We start from the raw sequence: 23684 nt of genomic DNA, 5'->3' as shown, positions 1-23684 counted from the left end.
TGGGTCAACCTGTGATTATCCCGCGCCGCTGCCAACCCGGCGGGATGGCCTGCCAGGGCCGGCTGGCCGGGGTGATCTCGACCCGGGGCCGCTCGATGGCCTTTTCCTTGGCCTTGATGGTGGGCACCGTGGCGGTTTTCTGCTCCGTGGCCACGCTGGCATCGGGGGTTTTGACGCCGTGCTGGGGCAGCGTCACGTTGCCTTCCTGGTTTTTTTCACGTCGCAGGCGGCGAGGCCGGCGACACCCAGGGAGACAACGGGGATGGCCATCAGGTTGTCATGGCGGGGCGCGCTTTCTCTGGCACAGCGAAACCAAATACCGCTCACCGGGACCGATGCCTCATGCCGCCATGGAAAACGCAACGCCACGTTCTGGCGGCAGGAAGGCCGACCCTGCGGGTGCCGGCCTGTGGCCCGTGCTGCCCCGAGCGCAGGGCCTGGTGCAATACCTTTTCCACCCAGGACATGCGCTCTTCGTAGGGCGTCATGCCATGCCGATGCGCGCGGCCCCCTGGCGAAACAGGGCTGCGCCCTCGGGGTCGAAGCGGAAAGCCGCGAAAAAGTCGTCGGCCTGGTAGTTTGGTCGCGCCTGGCGTATTTCTGCCGCATAGGTGCGTGCCAGGTCGAGCGAACCCGCCAATGCCAGGCTGTAGGCCGCGATGGCGCGGATGTGCGTGTGGGCGTTGGGACGGGCGGCGGCCTTGACGGCCCAGTCCGCCGCCTCGTCGAACCGGCCCAGGCGCACCAGCGCCATGGCGCGGGCCCCCAGCATGCCGAAAAGCAGCGGGTCGAAGGGGCTGAGCAGGCGCGAGTGGTCGGACGCCGCGATGGCGGCCTGGGGGTCGCCCGCCTGGGATTGGACAAACGCCAGCGTGTAATGACCCAGCGCGAAGCTGGGACTCAGGTGGATGGCCTGCTCCAGCTCAACCACGGCCGAGTCCTGCTGGGCGCGCAGCCACAGTGCCCGGCCCATGGCCCAGTGGGCCGCCGGGTTGCGGTCGTCGGCGTCCAGGCTTTGGCGGGCCGTGGCCATGGCCTGGTCGCAAGCGGCTGCGCGCTCGGACCAGCCCTGGAAGGCGTTCTGGAAGTGCGTGAACGACAGCCCGGCGTAGGCACGCGCGAAAGTGGGGTCGAGGTGCACTGCCATGGCAAAGAATTGGCGGGCGCGCTCGTTGTCGGCCTGGTTGAATCGGTACATATGCCACAGGCCACGGTGGTGGGCCTCCCAGGCATCGAGGGTGTTGGGCGGGCGCAGCAGGGCGCGGTTGCGCTCGGCCAGCTCGATCTCGCTGGCGGCGATGGCGACGATCTGGCTGCCAATGTCGTCGAGGACGAAAAAAGCGTCGTCCAGGGGGCGGTCGAAGATGTCGGCCCAGACGACGTGCGCGGTGCGGACCTCCACCAGTTCGGCCGTCACCACCAGACGCCGTGCGTGGCGGCGCACGGTGCCGCTCACCACATAGTCGACATCAAGAAGGCGCGCGGCCTCCTGCGGGCCGATGTCGCGTTCATGCAGCGCGAACACGGTGCCTTGTGCGATGACGAACAGGCTGCGCAGCTGGGCCAGCCGGGTGATGACGTCGTGGGCCAGTGCGTCGGCTGTGCCCCCACGCCCACCGGCCACGGGCGAGAGGTCGGCGAAGGGCATGACGGCGATGGACGCGCGGTGCGGATGCGCGTCGCGGGCTTTGTCGAGAGGCAGATCCGGGCCTGCGCCGGGCGCGCTCTGGCACAGGGGGGTGGGCGGTTCGTGTTCCGTGGCCGTTGCCACGAAGCGGTAGCCGCGGCGTGGAATGGTGGCAATGCAAGCTTGGGCCATGCCACTGTCGCCGATGGCCTGGCGTGCCGCCTTGATGCAACTGCTCAGGGCCGACTCGCTCACCACCTTGCCGGCCCACAGCGCATCCAGCAGTTCCTGCCGGGGCACGATGCGGTGGCGGTGCTGCAGCAGGTAGGCCAGCAGGTCGAACACCTGCGGCTCGACCTGGCGTGTCTGCCCCTGGCAGCGCAAGGTGAACAGACGGGTATCGAGCTCACAGTCTCTGAAAGTCAGCAGCACCGGCTACTCCTTCACGGAAGCAGAGCCGGAATCATATGGCGCACCACCATCTTCAGCCAATCTCCACGCCTTCCCCATGGTGGCGCCAAGGAATCTGGCGCGGTTGTGCGTAAGCTTTTTCCACCGTGGCTCGGGCAGACCGCGCAACGTATTCAGGAGTTTCTTGACCGAAAGGAGTTCACCATGGGTACCACGCTTTACCAACGGCTGGGCGAATCGGCGGGCATCGCCCGCCTCGTGGACGATGTCATTGCCGCCCACCTGAGCAATCCCCTCGTCAAAACCCGTTTCGAGAACGCCGAGGACCTGGAGCACACCAAGAAAATGGCGACCGAGTTCTTCTGTGCGGGTGCCGGGGGACCGCAGCCTTACACCGGCAGAGACATGCTCACGGTGCACAAGGGGATGAACATCAGTGAACAGGAGTATCTGGCGGTCATGGATGACATTGTTGGTGCCATGGGCAAGCACCAGCTGGACGATGGCACGAAGAACGAGGTGATCGGCATCCTCTACGCGCTCAAGGGCCACATCATCCGCGTCTGATTCCCTTCTTCCATCACCCGTGTCGTTGTTGCTGCGCATTGCCTTGCAAGGCACGGGCTGCGGTTGAGCGCCCAGACACCAAGGATCAGGAATCGGAATGACCGGGTCTCCTGCCGGCGCGGTCGCGCCGCAGGGGCGGAGGGTTGCACACCATCTATGGAGGTACCTCAAATGGACTCGCAACTAGAAAGCATTCGCGAACAACAGCAAGCGTCCTGGAACCGGTTCTCCGCGGGCTGGAAGAAATGGGATGAGCTGTTCATGGACTTCCTGCGCCCCATGGGCGACGAAATCATCCGTTGGCTGGACCCGAAGGGCCAGGACGTGGTGCTCGATGTCGCCGGCGGCACGGGAGAGCCCGGGTTGACGATTGCGGCGCGCATTCCGCAGGGGCGGGTGGTCGTCACCGACCTGGCGGCGAACATGCTGGAGATCGCCAGGGAGAATGCGCAGCGCCGCGGGCTGGCCAATGTGGAGACCCGCGTGTGCGATGTGTGCGCGCTGCCTTTTGCGGACCAGAGTTTTGATGCCGTCAGCTGCCGCTTTGGCTTCATGTTTTTCCCCGACATGGATCTGGCGGCCCGGGAGATGGCGCGTGTCCTGAAACCCGGCGGGCGCCTGGCCACTGCGGTCTGGAATGTGGCGGAGAAAAATTTCTGGGTGACGGCCATCATGGGCGCGATCAACCGGAACATGGCCTTGCCTGCACCGGCGCCGGGCGCGCCGGGCATGTTCCGCTGTGCCCAGGCGGGCTGGGGCGAGGCGCTGTTGGCGCAGGCCGGGCTGAAAAATGTGTCGGTCAGGGAGGTGGCGGGACGGCTCGACTGCCAGACCGCCGATGTGTACTGGCAGGCCATGACCGAAGTGGCCGCACCGGTGGTTGCCGCACTGGGCCAGGCCGACGAAGCCACGGGAGAGAAGATTCGGGAAGAGGTGTATCGGGCCATCGAGCAGAAATTCCCGGATGGCAATGTCCGGATCGACGCCAGCGCACTCGTGGTTTATGGCGAGAAATGAAGGAGCGCTGCCGTACCTGGGGGGGGCAGCCACCATGCATGGCAACGGGGCCTGGTGACGGATGCCTCCCCGCGCACTGGGCGCATCGTTGCCGGCGGATGCGGCGCTTGCATCGGTGGGTCCCGCGCATGCCGAGCCATGTGGCCGGGGAATGCGCCCTGGCTGGCGGCCGGGATGGCGTGGCGCCGGGTGCGCGCGTCCGTATAATCCCGACCTCATCCGAGGAGCGTTGCAGCGTCCCCAGCATTGGCGGGGCGTGAGGCTCGGAGTCACTTTCGCAACGACGCTCATCCACTTTCCGCGTGGTGAGCTTTTTCCCTTCCCCCCCGGCGAGTGGTTTTTTCAAACATGCTTTGGAGCAAACCATGAACGCACGCGTCAACGCACCTACCCTGGCCGACAGCGCCATTGCCGACATCGGCCTGGCCAACTGGGGCCGCAAGGAAATCCGCATCGCCGAGACCGAGATGCCCGGCCTGATGGCCATCCGCGAGGAATTCGCCGCCAGGCAGCCCCTGAAGGGCGCGCGCATCACCGGCTCGCTGCACATGACCATCCAGACGGCCGTGCTGATCGAGACCCTGAAAGCCCTGGGCGCCGATGTGCGCTGGGCCTCGTGCAACATCTTCTCCACCCAGGACCACGCCGCCGCCGCGATTGCCGCCACCGGCACGCCGGTGTTCGCCATCAAGGGCGAGACCCTGGTGGACTACTGGGACTACACCCACCGCATCTTCGACTTCGGCGCCAAGGGCACGGAGGGCGAAGGCCCGAACATGATCCTGGACGACGGCGGCGACGCCACGCTGCTGATGCACCTGGGCAAGAAGGCCGAGCAGGACGCCTCCGTGCTGGCCAATCCCGGCAGCGAGGAAGAGCGCATCCTGTATGCCGCCATCAAGGCCAAGCTGGCCGAAGACAGCACCTGGTACAGCCGCAAGAGCGCCCAGATCCTCGGCGTGACCGAAGAGACGACGACCGGCGTGCACCGCCTCAAGGAAATGTCGGCCAAGGGCACGCTGCTGTTCCGCGCCATCAACGTGAACGACTCGGTGACCAAATCGAAGTTCGACAACCTCTACGGCTGCCGCGAATCGCTGGTGGACGGCATCAAGCGCGCCACCGACGTGATGATCGCCGGCAAGGTGGCCGTGGTGGCCGGCTACGGCGACGTGGGCAAGGGCAGTGCCCAGGCGCTGCGCGCGCTGAGCGCCCAGGTGTGGGTGACCGAGATCGACCCCATCAACGCCCTGCAGGCCGCCATGGAAGGCTTCAAGGTCGTGACCATGGAATGGGCCGCGCCACTGGCCGACATCTTCGTCACCACCACCGGCAACCGTGACGTGATCACCTTCGAACACATGAAGGCCATGAAGGACCAGGCCATCGTCTGCAACATCGGCCACTTCGACAATGAGATCCAGGTCGCCAAGCTCGAAGAACACTGCCAGTGGGAAGAGATCAAGCCCCAGGTGGACCATGTGATCTTCGCCGACGGCAAGCGCATCATCCTGCTGGCCAAGGGCCGCCTGGTGAACCTGGGCTGCGGCACGGGCCACCCGAGCTTCGTGATGTCGAACTCGTTCGCCAACCAGACCATCGCGCAGATCGAGCTGTTCACCCACCCCGAAGGCTACGACGTGGGCAAGGTCTACGTGCTGCCCAAGCACCTCGACGAGAAGGTGGCACGCCTGCACCTCAAGAAGGTGGGCGCCATGCTGACCGAGCTGAGCGACGAGCAGGCCGCCTACATCGGCGTGCCCAAGCAGGGCCCCTACAAGCCCGACACCTACAGGTACTGATTCCCCCTCGGGCGCTTGCGCCTTCCCCCTGAGGGGGACGCCACCAGCGGCCCGGCAAAGCCGGTTCCGCGGTGGCGCTGGCGGGTGGCGCGGCTCAATGATGCTATTTTTATATGAGCTGCTGGCGCTTGATTTACTAACGCTACCAGCTGACTTGACTCAAAAAGGATGGGCGCGATGCGCGCAGATGTGTTTTTGGTGGAACGTGGCCATGCGGCCACGCGCTCGCAGGCGCAGCGGCTGATTGCCGCGGGCGTGGAGTGGCGCCTGTCGCCGCTGGCGCCCTGGCAGAAGGTGGCCAAGAACGGGGACGAAATTCCGTCCGTGGCCGAGGTGCGGCTGCTCGACGATGCCGAGGCCAAGTACATCTCGCGTGGCGGCCTCAAGCTCGAAGGGGCGCTGCGGGCCACCGGCCTGTCGGTGGCGGGGTTGCGCTGCCTGGATGTGGGGCAGAGCACGGGCGGCTTTACCGACTGCCTGCTGCAGCAGGGCGCGGCCCAGGTGATTGGCGTGGATGTGGGCCATGGCCAGCTGCACGAGCGGCTGCGCGCTGATCTGCGCGTGGTCTGCGTCGAGGGCGTGAATGCGCGCTCGCTGACGGCGCAGGCCTTGCAGGATGCCTGTGAGCTGGCCCTGTCGGAAGTGATCGAGGCCGAAGAGGACAACGAGACCCAGCCCGAGGCACCCTACAGCTGGATGCGCAATGGCGGGCAGGTGGACGAGGCCTACGACGACAGCAACGATGCCAAGGACCAGGACATCGAAGCCTTCAAGTCCGAGCGCGCCGCCCGCGCCAAGGCCCGCGAACAGGGCACGCTGCCGGTGGAGCGCCGCCGCCGGCCCGAATGCGCCGATACCGACATCACACCGGTGTTCGATCTGGTGACGGGGGACCTGTCGTTCATCTCGCTCACGCTGGTGCTGCCCGCGCTGGTGCCGCTGCTGGCGCCAGGCGGCAGCCTACTGATGCTGGTCAAGCCGCAGTTCGAGCTGCAGCCCGGCCAGGTGGGCAAGGGCGGCATCGTGCGCGATGCCGCGCTGTATGCCGTGGTGGAACAACGCATCCGTGACTGCTGTGCCGGGCTGGGCCTGGTGGTGCAGGCGTGGCTGGACAGCCCCATCAGCGGCGGTGACGGCAACCATGAATTTTTTGTTTTTGCGAGGAGGGGCGCATGACCGCGGCCAACGCACCAGCCACCGGTCTGCCGGTGAGCTTCGAATTCTTTCCGCCCAAGACGCCCGAGGGCGCCGAAAAGCTGCGCGCCGTGCGCCAGCAGCTGTATGCCCGCAAGCCCGAGTTCTGCTCGGTGACCTATGGCGCAGGCGGCTCCACGCAAGAGGGTACCTTCGGCACCGTGCAGGAGATCCTGGCCGAGGGCGTGAGCGCGGCCTCGCATTTCTCGTGCGTGGGGGCCACGCGCCAGTCGGTGCGCGAGCAGCTCGCCACGCTCAAGGCCATGGGCGTCAAGCGCCTGGTGGCCTTGCGCGGTGACCTGCCCAGCGGCTACGGCATGGGCGGCGAGTTCCACTACGCCAGCGACCTGGTGGCCTTCATCCGCGCCGAGACCGGGCGTGATTTTCACATCGAGGTGGCCGCCTACCCCGAGGTGCATCCTCAGTCCAAGTCGCCCGAGGCCGACCTCCAGGCCTTTGCCGCCAAGGTGCAGGCAGGGGCTGATTCGGCCATCACCCAGTATTTCTTCAATGCCGATGCGTACGAGGGCTTTGTGAACGATGTGCGCCGCCTGGGGCTGGATGTGCCGGTGGTGCCCGGCATCATGCCCATCATGGGGTCTTCGCAACTCATGCGCTTTTCGGATGCCTGCGGTGCCGAGATTCCGCGCTGGATCCGTCTGCGCCTGCAGGGTTTTGGTGACGATACGGCGTCGATCCGGGCGTTTGGCCTGGATGTGGTGACCTCGCTGTGCGAGCAGTTGCGCCAGCGCGGCGTGCCGGGCCTGCACTTCTACACCATGAATCAGAGTGCAACAACGCTGGAACTGTGCCGGCGCCTCGGTTTGTAATGGGGGGCGGGGCCGGGCGTGATCGCTGCCGCGCGGTGGGGCCTTTCGTTTTTCTGGAAGTGGTGATGGATGCAGCGGACTGACAAGAGTGTGAAGAGCGTGCGCTGGTGCCCGCTGCTGGGGCTGGCGGCGCTTTCATGGGTGCTGGTGGCCTGTGCGCCCCTGCCGGTGGCGGACCCGGGGCTCCCCGAAGCGGCCGCCGGGATGTCGACCGAGCCCCGCAATGCCTGCGAGCTGGCGCAGCAACGTGGCGCGCCCCGATCGCGGTTTTGCGCGCCGGCGGCCGGCAAACAGGTCGAACCGCCGCCGCGGGCAAAGCCAGTGCCGGAGCCGGCGCGCAACGAAGCCGCCCGGCGCGGAGCCGACAGCGCGGAGCCGCAGGACAGCGCGGACGAGCCCGTGCGCGAAAGCGACCAGCAGGGCCTGGCATCCTGGTACGGACCGCGCTTTCACGGCCGGCGCACGGCCAGTGGCGAGATCTTCAACCGCCGCGATTTCACCGCCGCACACCGTTCCCTGCCATTCGGCACCCGGGTGTGTGTGCGCAGCCAGCTCACGGGCCGCGCCGTGGTGGTGCGCATCAATGACCGCGGCCCTTTCTCCGGGAACCGCGTGATCGATGTAAGCCAGGCTGCCGCCCAGGAGCTGGGCATGCTGGGACTGGGCATCAAGCCCGTGGAACTGTGGCTGCTGGAGGAAGGCGAGAGCGACTGTTTCCAGTCGCTTTCGGGATCGGCCCCTTGAGCCTGGCCGTAGAGCCAGGAAGCGGTCCATCGCCCCGCCGCTTTCAGCCGCCCGATTCGAGCGTGTGGGTGGCATGCTGGTCCTGGGCCAGCAATTCCACCATCTGGGGCAGGGCGGTCTTCAGGGCGGCCTTCAGGGTGAAGGGGGGATTGATCAGGAACATGCCGCTGGCAGGCAGGCCCGGACGCTTGATTTCGCCATCCGCCTTCCCGGTGAGCTTGCTGGACTTGACGGTCAGCGTGGCATGCAGCCAGCCCTTGCCCGCCTTGGTGGCCAGGGTTTTCAGGCGGCGCGGCAGGTCGTGCGCTTCGGGGCGCGGAATGATGGGGTACCAGACGGCATAGGTGCCCGTGGCAAAGCGCTTGAGCGAGTCGGCCGCCATGTTCAGCACCTTGGCATAGTCGCTCTTCATTTCATAGCTGGGATCGCACAGCACCAAAGCGCGACGGGCCGGTGGAGGCAAAAATTTCTTGATGCCCTCGAAACCGTCTTCATGCAGCACGGCTACCTGCCGACCCGCCTCCAGCTGGGCCACGTTGCCGGCCAGCGCGCGCAGATCGGTGGGGTGCAGCTCAAACAGCTTGAGCTTGTCGTGCTCGCGCAGCAGCCGCTGGATGATGAAGGGCGAGCCGGGGTACACCTTGGTGGTGGCGCCCTGGTTGAAGGCTTTCACCAGGTCCACATAAGCCTGCAGAGCGGGTGTGAGGGCGGCAACGCCGGGTGCGGTGAGGCGCAAGATGCCGTCCCCCGCCTCGCCGCTGGTGCTGGCGTAGTCGCCATCGAGCCGGTACAGGCCCGCACCCGCATGGGTGTCGAGAACCGTGAGGGCCGCGTCTTTTTCGGTGAGGTGTTGCAAGGCGGCAATCAGGACGGTGTGCTTGAGCACATCGGCGTGGTTGCCTGCATGGAAGGCGTGGCGATAACTGAACATGGCGCAATGGTAACGATTCGGCCTCTGGTGGCCGATGTGCGTTGCTGCGCAGCGTGCATCGGACGCACAGCGTGGGCCTGAATAGAGTCTTGAAATGCTATAAAAGCAATAGCTTTTGGTATTTTGTCTGCGGGGAATTCAAGCTATTTTCCTGGTTGTTCGGCAGGTGTGATGGTTGGGCGGGGCCGGCGCGCTGCTGGCGCACTGGAAAAAACGGCACAATCGGCGGCGTTCGTGCCGTCGGGTGACGTTTTTGGCAGACAGGATGCCTTTTGTTTCCGGGGGCGACGGTGCATGCAGCATGATGGAAGCCGTGATGGTCGAGGCACCGCGCATCTCTCCCGTTGCTGCCCCGGACGCGTTCCCGCATTACCCCCGCCCATGATGATCGAAAACCCCAGCCCCACCCCTGTCAGCCGTGTGAACCATGTGGACGCGCTGACACCGGGCACGCGTCTGGCCGAGTTTGAAATACTGCAACTGCTCGGGGTGGGCGGTTTTGGCATGGTCTACAAGGCATTCGACCATTCGCTGCACCGCGCCGTGGCCATCAAGGAGTACATGCCTTCGGCGCTTGCGGGCCGTTCGCAGGGGCAATCGCTGTGGGTGCGATCGTCATCCGACCAGCAGACCTACCATACCGGGCTGGCGTCCTTCATGGGCGAGGCCCGCCTGCTGGCGCAGTTCGACCATCCGTCCCTGGTCAAGGTTTTCCGTTTCTGGGAGGCCAACAACACCGCCTACATGGTCATGCCGCTGTACACCGGCATGACCTTCAAGCAGGCGCGCGCGCAGATGCGCACGCCCCCGCCCGAGGTCTGGCTGCGCAAGATGCTGTGGTCGGTGCTGGGTGCGCTGCGTGTGCTGCACGAGGGCAACACGCTGCACCGCGACATCTCGCCCGACAACATCTTCCTGCAGGACAACGGGCCGCCGGTGCTGCTCGACCTGGGCGCCGCGCGCCATGCCATCAATGACCAGGGCCACAAGCACACGGTCGTGCTCAAGGTGAATTACGCGCCCATCGAGCAGTATTCCGAGGGCGATGACGAGTTGCGCCAGGGCCCCTGGAGCGACCTGTATTCGCTGGCTGCCGTGGTGCATGGCTGCCTGTGCAACGACACCCCGCTGCCCGCCACGCTGCGCTCGATCCGGGACCGCATGGTGCCGTTCGCGCGCGTGGCCAAGACCGTCCAGCGCCAGTTCGGCGTGCAGTATTCGGCGCCATTTGTGGCCGCCATCGCCCAGGCCCTGGCCCTGCGCCCCGAGGACAGGCCCCGGAGCATCGACGCATTCCTGCAAACCATGGGAATGACGTCGCCGCCCGAGGGCGTCGAGCACTTCGACTTCCGGGCCGAACTGGGGGGTATCTGGGTCGAATCCGCAGATCGGCCAGGCCCTGGCGGGACCGCGCCCATTGTGGACGCTGTCTCTGCTCCCCCCCAAATGGCCGATCTGGAGGACTTGACCTACCGTTCGGCGCGGCCTGAACTGCCGCCTGCTGGCCTGGGCGCGCGGGACAACCCTGCTGCCGCGGGGCCGGACACGGTGGCGGCAGGCATGGCTGACACGGTTTTCATCGATGTGGGAGACTCGGTTTTCGAGGATTCACCCAGGATGGGGACGGTGCCGGCAGAACCGCCTTCGCGGGCGGAGCGCTCCGAGCAAAAGCAAAAACGCACGCCAAAAGCGCCAGGTAGCGGAGCGCAACGAACGGGGCATGCCGCCGCAGGGACCCGGTCCCGGTGGCCATCGTCGTCGGTGTGGCTGGCGGGCATCCTTCTGACCCTGGGCGCCGCCGCCGGAGCATCGTGGTGGACGCAGGGGCACTCCACCCCCCCGAGGCCGGCCGGCGACATGCTCACGGAGCTCAAGGAACCACTGGCGGTGCCGGCGAATTCCATTAGCGACATTCCCCTGGCGGGGGAGGGCGATCAGAGTGCGGCTGCGGTTGCGGGCGGTCCGGGCGGAGTGCCCGCAGCGCCCGCCGCCGCGGAAGCCGCCGTTGCCGGCCCCGCCGTGCGCATGCCGGCGCAGCGGCGCGCCCTGCCGGGGCCTTCTTCCACCACCGCGGTGGTGGTGCAGGATATATCTGCGCCCGAGCCGGTCGTGGGGCCCAGGCCCAGGGCTCCGGTGGCGCGCGCCATGGGGCCTGAGGAAGCTTGTGCCGATGCCGGCATGCTGGCCCGTCCCCTGTGCATTTTCAATGAATGCAAAAAACCGGGGCTGGCCACACACCCGGTGTGTGTGGATGTTCGCCGGCGGCAGGAGGCCGACGAGCAGCGCCGGCAGATGCAAAACTGACGCTGCAGTGCGTTCTCGCGGCCGCCCTTGCCTGAAAAGGGTGCTGCTTTGTATAATGGCGGGCTTCGCAGCGCTTTTGTGGTCCCGCGGCGAAGGCTTCATCCCACCTAAGAGGCTTCCTTCAGAGAAGCACCGACCGTGGAAAAGGACCCGCCAAACCCTCTTTCCAAGAGAAAACTCATGACTACTACTTTCAGCGCAAAGCCCGCTGAGGTCGTGCACGAGTGGTTTGTGATTGACGCGACCGACAAGGTCCTCGGACGAGTAGCCAGCGAAGTTGCTCTCCGTTTGCGCGGCAAACACAAGGCCATTTACACGCCTCACGTCGACACCGGTGACTTCATCGTCATCATCAATGCCGCCCAGCTCAAGGTCACCGGCACCAAGTCCCTGGACAAGGTGTACTACCGCCACTCGGGTTATCCCGGCGGTATCACGGCCACGAACTTCCGCGACATGCAAGCCAAGCACCCCGGCCGCGCGCTGGAAAAGGCTGTCAAGGGCATGCTGCCCAAGGGCCCCCTTGGCTACGCGATGATCAAGAAACTCAAGGTGTACGGTGGTGCCGAGCATCCCCACACCGCCCAGCAGCCCAAAGCGCTGGAAATCTAAGGAGCCTTGAGATGATTGGTGAATGGAACAATGGCACCGGCCGTCGCAAATCCAGCGTCGCCCGCGTGTTTCTGAAAAAAGGCTCCGGCAAGATCACGGTGAACGGCAAGGACATCCAGTCCTACTTCGGCCGCGAAACCTCGATCATGATTGCCAAGCAACCCCTGGCGCTGACCAACCATGTCGAAACCTTCGACGTGATGATCAACGTGCACGGTGGTGGCGAATCCGGCCAGGCCGGCGCTGCCCGCCACGGCATCACCCGCGCCCTGATCGACTACGACGCGACGCTCAAGCCCGTCCTGAGCCAAGCCGGCTTCGTGACGCGCGACGCCCGCGAAGTGGAACGCAAGAAGGTCGGTCTGCACTCCGCCCGCCGCGCCAAGCAGTTCTCCAAGCGTTAAGCGCTGGTACTGCCTGCCTGCCATCCTTGCGGTGGTGGGTCGCAACAAGAAGCCGCCTTCGGGCGGTTTTTTGTTGCCAGCCACAATGCCCCCACTGAAATTGGCGTCAAACGCCGGTGGCCTGAATTCCCGACTGGATTGCAGTAGCATTCCAGTCAGATCCTGAATTGGAGTACCCCATGAGCGCAGTTGCCGAAAACGTCCAGACCGAAATGCCCACCCCCATCCTGTTCACCGACAGCGCAGCGGCCAAGGTGGCGGACCTGATCGCCGAAGAGGGCAATCCCGACCTGAAGCTGCGCGTGTTCGTCCAGGGCGGCGGATGTTCGGGCTTCCAGTACGGATTTACCTTTGACGAAATCACCAATGAAGACGACACCACCATGACCAAGAATGGTGTCTCGCTGCTGATCGATGCCATGAGCTACCAGTATCTGGTGGGTGCCGAGATCGACTACAAGGAAGACCTGCAGGGCGCCCAGTTCGTGATCAAGAATCCGAACGCCGCCAGCACCTGCGGCTGCGGTTCGAGCTTCTCGGCCTGACGGGTCGAGCGGAGCCCTCTTTTTTTCAGGCCGGGTAGACGGCCCCCAGCACACGGGCGCCTCGGGCGCCCGTGACGCTTTGGAGGTTGCCGGTTTGCCCCTGCGCCGTCTGGCGGGCCAGCCAGGCAAAGGCAGCAGCCTCCACTTGCAGCGCGGGCAGGCCCAGGGTGTCGGTAGGCGCCACCGAGATGCCGGGCGCCAAGGCCTGCAGGCGCCGCATCAGCTGGGTGTTCAAGGCGCCGCCACCGCACACTGCCAGTGTTTTGCTATTTTTCCCATGGCCGATGGCGCTCATTGCGCAAGCGCTGGCGGTCAATTCTGTCAAGGTAGCCTGCACGTCAACGGGCCGGACGCCGGAGTGCGCCGCCAGCGCATCCGACAGCCAGGTCGGGTTGAACAGGTCGCGCCCCGTGCTTTTGGGCGGGGGTTGCCGCAAAAAAGGCTCCTGCAGCAATGTGGCAAGCAGGTCGGGTTGCACCTGGCCCTGGGCGGCCCAGTTTCCATTTTTGTCAAAGGCCTGACCGGTGTGCAACTGGCACCAGTGGTCCATGAGCGCGTTGCCGGGCCCGCAGTCGAAGCCCGCTACGCTGCCGTCGGCGCCCAGCACGCTGAGGTTGGAGATGCCGCCGATATTGAGCACCAGCACCGTCTCGCCTGTCCGGCCAAACACGCCCCGGTGAAAGGCCGGGACCAGCGGGGCGCCTTGTCCGCCTGCAGCCACATCCCGGCTGCGAAAATCCGCCACCACGGGGATGCCGGTGCACTCGGCTAGCAGGGAGGGATTGTTCAGTTGCAGGGTATAGCCCGTGCCGTCGAATTCCTGAGGGCGGTGGCGCACGGTCTGTCCGTGCGCGCCGATGGCCCGTACGGCGCTGGCGGGGACGCCGCTGTGTTTCAGCAGCCTTCGCACGACCTCGGCGTAGGCCCGTGCCAGCGCATTGCCCGCCAGGGCCGCACGGTGCAGTTCGTTGGGGCCGGGGGTGTTGAGTGCGAGTAGTTCTGCTCTTAAATCAGGAGCTAATGGTGCTGATTCATGGCCGATAACAGCCATTTTCTCTTGTGAGAAATCGGCCAGAACGCCATCCACGCCGTCGAGCGAGGTGCCCGACATGAGGCCGATGTACAAACCGGTCATCGCCTGCAAACCCGAGCGGCGTGCCGGTTGCGGCTTACTCGGCGCTGGCCTGCTGCACCAGCGCGGCCGCCGACAGTTGCACGCGCATGTTCGCGGCCAACCGGTCGAAGGCGGGACGGGCGGCGGCCGACACCGGGGCGGCGGATTCACTTTGCTGGGCGATGGCTTGTGGATCTTGCTGCTGTCCGTTCACGCGGAATTCGAAATGCAGGTGCGGGCCGGTAGCCCAGCCCGTCGCGCCCACGGCGCCAATGGTCTGGCCCTGTTCGACGGTCTGGCCCTTTTTCACGTCCATCCGGCTCAGGTGGGCGTACACGGTCTGGTGCTGGTTGCGGTGCTTCACGTAGATCACGTTGCCGAAACCGTTCTGCACGCCGGCAAATTCGATGACACCGTCACCCACCGTGCGCACCGCCGTGCCCGTGGGCGCGGCATAGTCGGTGCCCAGATGGGCGCGCCACTTCTGCAGGATGGGGTGAAAACGCATCTTGAAGGTGCTGCTCACGCGGGAAAACTCCACCGGCGAGGTGAGGTAGGCGCGGCGCATGCTGGCGCCATCCAGGGTGTAATAGGCGCCTTTGGCGGTGCCAGGGTCCTGAAACCACACCGCCTCATGGGTTTTGCCGTTGTTGTGGAACTCCGCGCTGAGCACGCGACCGCTGCGCAGCGGTTCGCCGTCGGCTTCCAGGGTTTCATAGACCACCGAGAAGCGATCACCCTTGCGCAGCGATCGGTGAAAGTCGATGTTGCCCGAGAACACCTCGGCCAGCTGCACGGCCACGGCATCGGGGATGCTGGATGCGTCGGTGGCGGCAAACAGCGAGCTCTGTATCACCCCGCCTGCCAGGCGGCTGCCCGTGGTGAGGGGGGCGGACTCGATGCGCGAGGTGAACCGCTCGCCGGAACGCTCGACCACCAGGCGGCGGAAGTTGCCGCTGTCGTCCGGGGCCCAGCGGGCGGTCAGGCGCAAAAGGTGGTGGTCATCGGTGGTTTCGGCCGAGACCGAGCGCCCTGCGCGGCCCAGCAGGTTCTGGCGAACCTGGGCGTCGTCGCGCAGGAAGGCCGAGGCGGCCGGATCGGCCACGCCCATGCGCTGCAGCAAGGACTCCGCGGTGTCGCTGCTGCGGGTCTGTTCCGAGCGGTACAGCGAGAAACCGGGTGCTTCCAGGGCCTCCAGCACCGGGTTGGCCGCCAGCGACTCGACGGCGTAGCTGATCTGGCGCACGGGAAGATCCGATGGATCGGGGGCCAACGATGCCACGGCAAATGCGCCGCCGCCGCCGGTCAGCAGCAGGGTTGCCACGGCGGCGGTGATGCGTTGGGGGTGTTTCTGGACACAGTGAACCAGCCGGGCCAGCAATACGGTGGTGGCGGTGGTGAAGCCGTTGATCAAAGGTCTGTCCCCAAGGTTGAAGGTGCTGCCGGCATGGTTCCCGCTGCAAAACGGGGCAAAACCGGGAGTGCAGGCGGTCAGGTTGCAGGAATGCGACAGGGCTGCCGAGGTGTCGAAACGGCGAGACCACTAGAATCTGCCCACTGCAATGTGGGCTGAAGTATAGCGGGGCACGCTGTCTAGACATCCCAGAAAACCCTTATGAATCAATCTGCTGTTACAAAGAACCTGGTATCCGATGGTGTAGGACGGGCCCTTGAAATCTCGTTGCGCGGCGTGGACGAGCTGCTGCCGCAGGACGAGTGGATCAAGAAGCTGGCGCGCTCCGAAACCACGGGCCAGCCGCTGCGCATCAAACTGGGGCTGGACCCGACGGCGCCGGACATCCACATCGGCCACACCGTGGTGCTCAACAAGATGCGGCAATTGCAGGACCTGGGCCACCAGGTGATCTTCCTGATTGGCGATTTCACCAGCCTGATCGGCGACCCCTCGGGGCGCAACAGCACGCGCCCGCCGCTCACGCCCGAGCAGATCCAGTTCAACGCCGAGACGTACTACCGCCAGGCCAGCATGGTGCTGGACCCGGCGCGCACCGAGATCCGCTACAACAGCGAGTGGAGCGAGCCGCTGGGCGCGACGGGCATGATCCAGCTGGCCTCCCGGTTCACCGTCGCGCGCATGATGGAGCGCAACGATTTCCACGACCGTTTCAAGGCGGGCAACCCGATTGCGGTGCACGAGTTTCTCTACCCGCTGATGCAGGGCTACGACTCCGTCGCCCTGAAGAGCGACCTGGAGCTGGGTGGCACCGACCAGAAGTTCAACCTGCTCATGGGGCGCCATCTGCAGCAGGAATACGGCCAGGAGCCGCAGTGCATCCTGACCATGCCGCTGCTCGAAGGCCTGGACGGCATCGAGAAGATGTCCAAATCCAAGAACAACTACATCGGCATCAGCGAAGACGCCAACACCATGTATGCCAAGGTGCTGAGCATTTCCGACACGCTGATGTGGCGCTGGTACACGCTGCTGTCATTCCAGTCGCTTGCGCAGATCGAGGCCCTCAAGGCCGAGGTGGCGAATGGCCGCAATCCCAAGGACGCCAAGGTGGCGCTGGCCAAGGAGATCACCGCGCGCTTTCACAGCGCGGCGGCGGCCGATGCGGCCGAGCAGGACTTCATCCACCGCAGCAAGGGCGGCGTGCCCGACGAGATTCCCGAGGTGGCGCTGTCGGGCGCCCCGCTGGGCATTGGCGCCCTGCTCAAGCAGGCCAACCTGGCGCCCTCGACCAGCGAGGCCAACCGCCTGATCGAGGGTGGCGGCGTGCGCATCGACGGCGGCGTGGTCAGCGACAAGGGGCTCAAGCTCGAAGCAGGAACCTACGTGGTGCAGGTGGGCAAGCGCAAGTTTGCACGGGTGACCCTGGCCTGATTGTGGGTGGAAATGGCTGTAGGCACTGGTTCAATAAGCGCTGAAAGCTCTCAATTTGGAAGTGCAGAGTCCGCTGGGGCTCGGCACTTTTTGGGTGGTCAGTCCAGGGTGTCGTTCAGGTCCGGGTCGGGCACATCCCCAATCGCCGCGCGCGTGGCCTCGGCTTGCACCTGCAGCCAGGCGCAAAAGGCCTTGATTTCCGGCCGCTGGCTGCTGCGCGGCCCCACCATCAGCCAGTAAGCCAGGGGCGAATCGATGCGGTGGCCGGGCAGCACCTCCACCAGGTCGCCGGCAGCCAGCGCGTCGGCAATCAGCGGCATGCGCGCCAGCGCCAGGCCCTGGCCGGCCAGGGCGGCCTGCACGATCTGGTGGGCGTAGTTGAAGTACAGCCAGCGTTCGGGCTGCAGCTTGGCCAGGTCGCGGGCACCGAACCAGCGGCGCCAGCTGAGCCATTCCAGGTGCTGGCTGCGGTGCGCGTCGCTCGCCTCGATCAAGGTGAACCGGGCCACATCGGCCGGGGTGCGCAGGGGCTGGCCGCTTTTGAGCAGCCAGGGGCTGGCCACCACCGCCAGCTGCTCGCCAAACAGGCGCTGCCCGCCCTGGGTGCCCGCACCCGGCAGGCTGCAGCGCAGGGCCAGGTCCACGTCCGAGGTTTCCAGGTCCACCGCCACGTCGCTGGCATCAATGCGGATGTCGATGCCGGGGTTGTCGCGCTGAAATTCTTCCATGCGCGGGATCAGCCACATCGACGCAAAGCTCGCCCAGGTGGTGATGGCCACGCTGCGCCGGCCCGCCGTCTGGCGCACCAGGCGCACGGCGGCGTCCATGCGCTCCAGCGCGGGTGCCACCGCGCGCTGCAGCTGGGCGCCCGCGCTGGTCAGCTCCACGGCCCGCGTGTGGCGCAGGAACAGCGCAACACCCACTTCGTCTTCGAGCGCCTGGATCTGGCGACTCACGGCCGACTGGGTGAGCGCCAGCTCATCGGCGGCGGCGCGAAAGTTCAGGTGCCGTGCCACGGCCAGAAAGGCGCGCCAGTGGCCCGTGGCCACGGGGCGGGTGCGCAGCACGGCGGGGGCGTATTCGGCGGAAACCATGGGCAGATGATTCATGCGTGGATGGAATGAATAGCGTAGCGCGTTTTCATTGGACTGTGGGGCATGGGCGGCGCACCATTCCTTCTGCGCAACCCTTCTTCATGAGTCAAGGAGCCTGTCATGTTCACTCCCCATGTTCTGCCATTGCAACCCTCCGTGCTGGCCGCCGGCCAGGCCCTGTCGCTGCGCCCGCGTTGCGCTGGGGTGCTGGAGGTGGTCCAGGGCCGGGTCTGGCTCACCCTGCGCGGGTCTTGGAGCGATCGGCCGGGCGCCGTGGCCGACCATGTGCTCCAGGCGGGCGAGCGCCTGTGCATCGCGGCCGGTCAGCATGCCGTGGTGGAGGCCTGGGGGCCGTGCGCCAACGCCGATGCTGCGGCATTGCGCTGGAGCGGTGTGACGGCGGCCCCGGCCACACTGGCCCCTGCTGCGGGCGCTGCTTCCAGCGACTGGGAGGGTGGCGTGGTGCAGCCGCTGCGGGATCTGCGGCACGCGCTGGGCCAGGGCGGGCGGGTCCTGGGCACGGCCATGGCGGACGTGGCCGGCGCGGGCGGGCGGTGTGTCACCGGCCTGGCCCGGTTTGCCCTGCACCGGACCGTGCCCCGGCGCCAGCGCGGCCCTTGCGCTGCCCTGCCTTGATGCGGTGCAATGAATGCAGGCGTTTCAGGGGTCCGTGCTGATAGCCATTGTTTCAATCGCTTTTTGGTGCAGGGCATGCGGCAACCGATAATCCACGCCATGCCCGCGCGGCGTGCTGTTGCCGCGCGCACAACCCCGTTTTTTTATGACCCCACTCGACATTCTCATCATGGCGGCCGGCAAGGGCACGCGCATGAAAAGCCGCATCCCCAAAGTGCTGCAGCGCCTGGCCGGGCGCCCGCTGCTGCACCATGTGCTGGACCAGGCCGCGCACCTGGGCGCGCGCAGCGCCATCGTCATCACGGGCCACGGTGCTGCAGAAGTAGAAGCTGCGACCGCAGGCGCAGCAAGCACTGATGGCACTTTTGATCTGAAATTTGTACGCCAGGAGCCCCAGCTGGGCACGGGCCACGCGGTGCAGCAGGCCGTGCCGCACCTGCGCGACGATGGCACCGTGGTGGTGCTGTCGGGCGATGTGCCGCTGACCCAGGCCGACACGCTGCGCGCGCTGGTGGCTGCCTCGGTCGGCGACCGGCTGGCGCTGCTCACTGTGGCCCTGCCCGACCCCACGGGCTATGGCCGCATCGTGCGCGATGCGCAAGGCGCTGTGCAGGGCATCGTCGAACACAAGGACGCCACCGACGCCCAGCGCGCCATCACCGAGGTCTACAGCGGCATCATGGCCGTGCCCGCGCGGCTGCTGCGCGGCTGGCTGGCGCGGCTGACCAACGACAACGCCCAGGGCGAGTACTACCTCACCGACATCGTTGCCATGGCCGTGCAGGATGCCGTGCCCGTGGTGGCCCACCGCATCACCGACGTGCTGCAGGTGGTGGGGGTGAACAGCCCGCTGCAACTGGCCGAGCTGGAGCGCGCCCACCAGCTGCGCACCGCGCGCAGCCTGATGGAGCAGGGCGTGCGCCTGGCCGATCCGGCGCGCCTGGATCTGCGCGACGACGCGCGCACCGGCGTGCGGGGCGCGCTGGTGTGCGGCCAGGACGTGGAGATCGACGTGAACTGCGTCTTCACCGGCCGCGTGGAGCTGGGTGAGGGCGTGCACATCGGCGCGAACTGCTGCATTGCCAACGCGCGCATCGCGGCCGGTGCGGTGATCCACCCCTTCACCCACATCGACGGCGAAAAGCTGGGCGCCACCGTGGGGGCGGGCGCGCTGATCGGCCCCTTTGCCCGCCTGCGCCCCGGCGCGCAGCTGGGCCGCGAGGTGCACATCGGCAACTTCGTGGAAGTGAAGAACTCGACCCTGGCCGACGGCGCCAAGGCCAACCACCTGGCGTATCTGGGGGATGCCACGGTGGGCGAACGCGTGAATTACGGTGCGGGCAGCATCACCGCCAACTACGACGGTGCGAACAAGCACCGCACGGTGATCGAGGCCGATGTGCACATCGGCAGCAACTGCGTGCTGGTGGCGCCCGTCACCATCGGTGCAGGCGGCACGGTGGGCGGTGGCAGCACCATCACCAAGGATGTGCCGCCCGGCGCGCTGGGCGTGGCGCGCGGCAAGCAGGTCAGCAAAGAGAACTGGCACCGCCCGGCCAAGCAGCCCAAGGCATGACAGTGGCCGGCAGCCTCCTGAGGCAACGCTGAACAAATCCCTCGCGTGCCGCGCATCCCTGCTTTGGACGGTGTGCCGCGTAGCCAATGCGCGCAATGGCTGGGGCTATTGCTGCGCTCTGCGCCTTGCATTCCATCCCCAACCAGGGCGCGCGCCATCGCGGCGGCTTGTTCTGCGTTGCCTAGACCACCGGCGCCAGAGCCGGCATGGCGCCGGCCGAGACCCGGTTGCGCCCCGCGGCCTTGGCCTGGTAGAGCTCGGAGTCGGCGGCATGGGTCCAGGCGCGCAGGCTGCTGTGGCGGTGGTCGGCCGGGGCCACGCCCAGGCTGCTGGTGAGCTGCAGCTGGGGCAGGTCGTGCAGCTGCAGGGCCTGCACCTGTTCGCGGATGCGCTGGGCCACCACCATGGCGTTGTCCAGGTGCATGCCGCGCAGCACGATGGCGAATTCATCGCCGCCGTAGCGGCCTGCGCAGTCGGTGGCGCGCACGTTGCCGAGGATGATGCGCGCCAGCGCACGCAGCACTTCGTCGCCCACGGTGTGGCCGTGCTGGTCGTTGATCTGCTTGAAGTGGTCGATGTCCAGCATCACCAGGCAGGCGGGTTCGTCGGTGGCATGGTGGCGGCGCAGCGTGGCCTCGGCCTGCTCTTGCCAGTGGCCGCGGCCATACAGGCCCGTGAGGGCGTCGATGCGCCGCAATTCGTCGAGCAACTGGTTCTGCCGTGACACCTCGCGGATCAGGCGGTAGCTCACCACGCTGACCGACAGGGTGTGCAGGACGAGCACGGGCAGGCACGCAATGAGCACCGGCATGGATGTATGCGGTGCCCAGTGAAAACCGGCGAAAGCCGTGCTGATCACCGCCGCGCCGGCCATGCCAGGGAGCGAGCGGACCCACAGGCCGCGGATGCCGGTGGTGATCTTGTCCACCATGGTCAGCGTGATGATCAATACGCTGGGCAGCAGATTGAAGTGCATCAGTGGTATCAGGGCCACGATCAGCGCCGAATCCACCAGCAGATTGCGTATTTCTGCGCGGTAGGGGTTGGAGTTGCGGTGGCTCAGCTGGTAGGCCACATGGGGCCAGACGAAGGAAATGAGCGCCATGCACAGCCAGGCCGGCAGGCTGGCGTTGCGCTCCCACAGCACCACGCTCGCCACCACGCCGCCGAGCCCCATGCCCAGCAATCGCAGGGGATAGACCCGGCGAGGGAGTTGGCGTTGGGGGGTGGGCATGGTGGATGCGTCAGGGGCCGCCGCCCGGGCAGGGCGTGCGCTGGGTGTGGAATTGTTACAGAAGCCTACAGGGAGCGCCCCGCCAGCGCCAGAAAAAAATGGCACCGGATGCGTCATCCCCGCGCAAGGCCGTTTCTCGTGGCGGCTTCCAGGTGCTGCAGGCGCTGGCGCAGCCGCGCCACTTCCTCGATCAGATCGGCCGTGAGGGCGGCGAGATGGGGGTCTGCGTCGAAGGTGGTTTCCAGCTGGGCCAGCCGACGCGCGCGCACCACGGTGGCGCTGGCGAAGCGCCAGTGGCCGCCCGGGCCGTCGGTCTGCAGCAGGCCGGCTTCCAGCCGTTCGCTGACCCAGCCCGGTGCCATGTGGCAGATGCGGGCCAGGTCCTCCAGGGTGAGTTCGGCTGCTTCATCCAGCAGTTCGCCCGGCTGGATGGTGGGGGTGTCGTGGGCAGAGGGCATGGTCAGGCTCCGGGAGTGGCGCGCGGGTTGAAGCGGGGAAAGGCCGCGCCCAGCGCGGCATAGGCGGCGCGCTCAGCGTCGCTGTGGGCTGGTGGCAGGGCGACGCTCAGTTCCAGATACAGGTCTCCGGGCGTGGCGGCCGGAATGCCCCGGTCTTTCAGGCGCAGCTTGCGCCCGGATTTCCAGTGCGCGGGCACGGTCACCTCCAGGGCTCCCGCAGGGGTCTGCACCGCGATGACGGCGCCCAGCTCGGCCTCCCAGGGCGCCACGGCCACGGGCTGGTACACATCCCGGTCGATGGCGCGCCAGCGTGCGTCGGGCTTGAAATGCACCTCCAGGAACAGATCGCCCGCGGGCGCGCCACCCGTGCCCGGGCTGCCCTGGCCGGTCAGGCGGATGAGCTGCCCTTCGCGCACGCCCTTGGGGATCTTGACCTGCAGGCTGCGTTCCTCGTGCACCATGCGGCCTGCTGCATCGAGGCGGGCGCCGCGCAGCGCCAGGCTGCGCTCGGCGCCCTGGTAGGCGTCCAGCAGGTCGAGCTCGATCTTGGCGTGGTGGTCGTTGCCGCGCGAGGGTGGGGCTGCGCCATCCCATGCGGCATCGCGGGGCGGCTGGCGGTGCGCGCCGTGGGCTCGCCGGGTGCGTGCCTGGCGGCCGAACAGCTGCTCGAAAAAGTCGCTGAATTCGCCGTCGGGCCCGCCGGCCGCACCTGCCCCGTCGGAAAACTCGAAGCCCGCGTCCCAGTTGGGCGGGGGGCGAAAATCCTGCCCCGGGCGGTGCGGCGCCTGCCGGCCCAGGGCGTCGTAGGCTTCGCGCTTTTCGGGGTCGGAGAGCACGGCGTTGGCTTCGTTGATCTCGGCCATGCGGGCCATGGCATCGGCCTCCTTGCTCACGTCGGGGTGGTACTTGCGCGCCAGCTTGCGGTAGGCCTTCTTGATGTCCTCGGCGGTGGCGGTCTTGCCGACGCCCAGCACCTGGTAGTAGTCCTTGAATTCCATGCGGCGTTTCCTTCGCGGTGGGGCTGCAAGGGGCAGCAGCGGGGGCTGCTACTGTAGGCCGCAGTCCGGCACCATGGCAATGCCGGGGCGCTTGCGGCCGGCGCCATGCCGGCGGAATGCCGCAAAAAGATGGCTGCAGGCGCTTGTCAGGGAAGCGCTATCGGTATTTTTGTCTCGAATTTTGCCCGGCGGGTGGCAAAGAAGGCTTTGACGTTGCGCACATTGGCGTCGCCCGTGAACAGGCGTTGCGACAGTGCCAGGTACGCCGGCATGTCGCGCGTGTGCACCACCAGCATGAAATCCGGCCCCGGCGACACGCGCCAGCACTGCTGCACGCCGTCGTCCGCCACGGCGCGGGCTTCGAACGCGTCCAGCCATTCGGCGCCCTGGCGGTCCAGCGTGACCTCCACGATGGCCGACAGCCCGTGGCCCTGCAGGGCCGCCAGCCGGTCGGGCTGCAGGATGGCCACCTGGCGCTCAATCAGTCCGGCATCGTGCAGGCGCTTGACGCGCCGCAGGCAGGTGGGCGGCGACACGTGCACCTGCTGCGCCAGGGACTGGTTGCTCTGCGCGGCATCGGTTTGCAGCAGGTGGAGCAACTGCAGGTCGGTGGCATCTATTGCTATTTGTTCCATAAATTGATTTTTTGTGGAATTAAATTCCGTTTCTATTGAAAAGTGAAATTAAATTTCAAATTTCAAGAAATATCAATCCAATATTTTTCTTTGACCTGCCTAC

At 66.5% G+C, this 23684-nt stretch carries 23 protein-coding genes and 1 riboswitch; of the genes, 13 read left to right on the top strand and 10 right to left on the bottom strand.

All coding sequences use genetic code 11. The features are described from left to right. Nucleotides 1–4 precede the first annotated feature (4 nt). Entirely contained in the window at nt 5–196 is a 192-nt protein-coding gene (locus AC1Q5S_RS03040) for a hypothetical protein (RefSeq protein WP_492238309.1), read from the bottom strand. A 288-nt stretch (nt 197–484) separates the two neighbouring features. Then, nucleotides 485–2059, bottom strand: a complete 1575-nt coding sequence (locus AC1Q5S_RS03035) for a winged helix-turn-helix domain-containing protein (RefSeq protein WP_303835720.1) — start codon at nt 2057–2059, stop codon at nt 485–487. 183 nt (nt 2060–2242) lie between these two features. Here AC1Q5S_RS03035 and AC1Q5S_RS03030 point away from each other — a divergent pair, with 183 nt between their 5' ends. From AC1Q5S_RS03030 to AC1Q5S_RS03005, 6 genes are all read left to right on the top strand, one after another. Further along, nucleotides 2243–2605: a group I truncated hemoglobin gene (locus AC1Q5S_RS03030; protein WP_303835722.1), complete on the top strand. Its 363-nt coding sequence runs from the start codon at nt 2243–2245 to the stop codon at nt 2603–2605. A gap of 171 nt (nt 2606–2776) precedes the next feature. Continuing rightward, nucleotides 2777–3622 carry a class I SAM-dependent methyltransferase gene (locus AC1Q5S_RS03025; protein WP_303835723.1) on the top strand — a complete coding sequence of 282 codons (846 nt, stop codon included), beginning with the start codon at nt 2777–2779 and terminating at the stop codon, nt 3620–3622. Between the two features lie 217 nt (nt 3623–3839). Continuing rightward, a riboswitch (S-adenosyl-L-homocysteine riboswitch) is annotated at nt 3840–3918 on the top strand. A gap of 69 nt (nt 3919–3987) precedes the next feature. Next, nucleotides 3988–5424, top strand: a complete 1437-nt coding sequence (gene ahcY / locus AC1Q5S_RS03020) for an adenosylhomocysteinase (RefSeq protein WP_303835724.1) — start codon at nt 3988–3990, stop codon at nt 5422–5424. A gap of 177 nt (nt 5425–5601) precedes the next feature. Next, nucleotides 5602–6600, top strand: coding sequence for a TlyA family RNA methyltransferase (locus AC1Q5S_RS03015; protein ID WP_303835726.1), 999 nt, complete (start codon nt 5602–5604; stop codon nt 6598–6600). After that, a complete protein-coding gene (metF, locus tag AC1Q5S_RS03010; RefSeq protein ID WP_303835729.1) occupies nt 6597–7448 on the top strand; it encodes a methylenetetrahydrofolate reductase [NAD(P)H] in 852 nt (283 codons plus the stop codon). The genes AC1Q5S_RS03015 and metF overlap by 4 nt, the downstream gene beginning before the upstream one ends. Before the next feature lie 69 nt (nt 7449–7517). After that, nucleotides 7518–8192, top strand: coding sequence for a septal ring lytic transglycosylase RlpA family protein (locus AC1Q5S_RS03005; RefSeq protein ID WP_422204731.1), 675 nt, complete (start codon nt 7518–7520; stop codon nt 8190–8192). Between the two features lie 43 nt (nt 8193–8235). Here AC1Q5S_RS03005 and AC1Q5S_RS03000 read toward each other — a convergent pair whose 3' ends face one another. Beyond that, on the bottom strand, nt 8236–9123 hold the full coding sequence (locus tag AC1Q5S_RS03000) for a 23S rRNA (adenine(2030)-N(6))-methyltransferase RlmJ (protein WP_492238308.1): 888 nt from the start codon (nt 9121–9123) through the stop codon (nt 8236–8238). A 384-nt stretch (nt 9124–9507) separates the two neighbouring features. Between AC1Q5S_RS03000 and AC1Q5S_RS02995 the strand changes: the two genes are divergently transcribed. The 4 genes from AC1Q5S_RS02995 (at nt 9508) to erpA (ending at nt 12988) form a co-directional block, all read left to right on the top strand. Then, nucleotides 9508–11427 (top strand): serine/threonine protein kinase, encoded by a 1920-nt coding sequence (locus AC1Q5S_RS02995; RefSeq protein WP_492238336.1) that lies wholly within the window; start codon nt 9508–9510, stop codon nt 11425–11427. Between the two features lie 180 nt (nt 11428–11607). Next, nucleotides 11608–12039, top strand: coding sequence for a 50S ribosomal protein L13 (gene rplM / locus AC1Q5S_RS02990; RefSeq protein ID WP_056414298.1), 432 nt, complete (start codon nt 11608–11610; stop codon nt 12037–12039). A gap of 11 nt (nt 12040–12050) precedes the next feature. Next, on the top strand, nt 12051–12443 hold the full coding sequence (rpsI, locus tag AC1Q5S_RS02985; protein ID WP_026437699.1) for a 30S ribosomal protein S9: 393 nt from the start codon (nt 12051–12053) through the stop codon (nt 12441–12443). A 179-nt stretch (nt 12444–12622) separates the two neighbouring features. Next, nucleotides 12623–12988: an iron-sulfur cluster insertion protein ErpA gene (gene erpA / locus AC1Q5S_RS02980; RefSeq protein WP_092699568.1), complete on the top strand. Its 366-nt coding sequence runs from the start codon at nt 12623–12625 to the stop codon at nt 12986–12988. A 25-nt stretch (nt 12989–13013) separates the two neighbouring features. On the opposite strand, the gene AC1Q5S_RS02975 is transcribed toward erpA, so the two are convergent. Then, the gene (locus tag AC1Q5S_RS02975; RefSeq protein WP_303836940.1) at nt 13014–14123 is read right to left on the bottom strand and encodes an anhydro-N-acetylmuramic acid kinase; all 1110 of its coding nucleotides are present in this window, start codon (nt 14121–14123) and stop codon (nt 13014–13016) included. Between the two features lie 34 nt (nt 14124–14157). After that, nucleotides 14158–15516 (bottom strand): M23 family metallopeptidase, encoded by a 1359-nt coding sequence (locus AC1Q5S_RS02970; RefSeq protein ID WP_492238307.1) that lies wholly within the window; start codon nt 15514–15516, stop codon nt 14158–14160. Between the two features lie 201 nt (nt 15517–15717). Here AC1Q5S_RS02970 and tyrS point away from each other — a divergent pair, with 201 nt between their 5' ends. Continuing rightward, nucleotides 15718–16950 carry a tyrosine--tRNA ligase gene (tyrS, locus tag AC1Q5S_RS02965; protein ID WP_348682471.1) on the top strand — a complete coding sequence of 411 codons (1233 nt, stop codon included), beginning with the start codon at nt 15718–15720 and terminating at the stop codon, nt 16948–16950. Nucleotides 16951–17048: 98 nt separating this feature from the next. On the opposite strand, the gene AC1Q5S_RS02960 is transcribed toward tyrS, so the two are convergent. Then, nucleotides 17049–18044: a LysR substrate-binding domain-containing protein gene (locus tag AC1Q5S_RS02960; protein ID WP_303836952.1), complete on the bottom strand. Its 996-nt coding sequence runs from the start codon at nt 18042–18044 to the stop codon at nt 17049–17051. A gap of 120 nt (nt 18045–18164) precedes the next feature. On the opposite strand from AC1Q5S_RS02960, the gene AC1Q5S_RS02955 reads away from it, so the two are divergent. Together AC1Q5S_RS02955 and glmU are read left to right on the top strand one after the other, a co-directional pair. Further along, a complete protein-coding gene (locus AC1Q5S_RS02955) occupies nt 18165–18680 on the top strand; it encodes a DUF2917 domain-containing protein (protein WP_492238306.1) in 516 nt (171 codons plus the stop codon). A gap of 145 nt (nt 18681–18825) precedes the next feature. After that, the gene (gene glmU, locus AC1Q5S_RS02950; protein ID WP_492238305.1) at nt 18826–20256 is read left to right on the top strand and encodes a bifunctional UDP-N-acetylglucosamine diphosphorylase/glucosamine-1-phosphate N-acetyltransferase GlmU; all 1431 of its coding nucleotides are present in this window, start codon (nt 18826–18828) and stop codon (nt 20254–20256) included. A 181-nt stretch (nt 20257–20437) separates the two neighbouring features. On the opposite strand, the gene AC1Q5S_RS02945 is transcribed toward glmU, so the two are convergent. The 4 genes from AC1Q5S_RS02945 to AC1Q5S_RS02930 all read right to left on the bottom strand — a co-directional run bounded on the left by AC1Q5S_RS02945 (nt 20438) and on the right by AC1Q5S_RS02930 (nt 23581). Continuing rightward, nucleotides 20438–21490, bottom strand: a complete 1053-nt coding sequence (locus tag AC1Q5S_RS02945) for a sensor domain-containing diguanylate cyclase (protein ID WP_303836932.1) — start codon at nt 21488–21490, stop codon at nt 20438–20440. A gap of 113 nt (nt 21491–21603) precedes the next feature. Further along, complete coding sequence (locus AC1Q5S_RS02940) at nt 21604–21948, bottom strand: chaperone modulator CbpM (protein WP_026437691.1); 345 nt, start codon at nt 21946–21948, stop codon at nt 21604–21606. Nucleotides 21949–21950: 2 nt separating this feature from the next. Beyond that, on the bottom strand, nt 21951–22946 hold the full coding sequence (locus AC1Q5S_RS02935) for a DnaJ C-terminal domain-containing protein (protein ID WP_026437690.1): 996 nt from the start codon (nt 22944–22946) through the stop codon (nt 21951–21953). 146 nt (nt 22947–23092) lie between these two features. Next, nucleotides 23093–23581, bottom strand: a complete 489-nt coding sequence (locus AC1Q5S_RS02930) for an Lrp/AsnC family transcriptional regulator (RefSeq protein WP_026437689.1) — start codon at nt 23579–23581, stop codon at nt 23093–23095. Between the last annotated feature and the right edge of the window lie 103 nt (nt 23582–23684).

The sequence above is a fragment of the Acidovorax sp. GW835-FHT14B10 genome (assembly GCF_058793725.1).
Note: the sequence above shows the minus strand (reverse complement) of the source record. Positions and strands in the feature narration are given on the sequence as shown.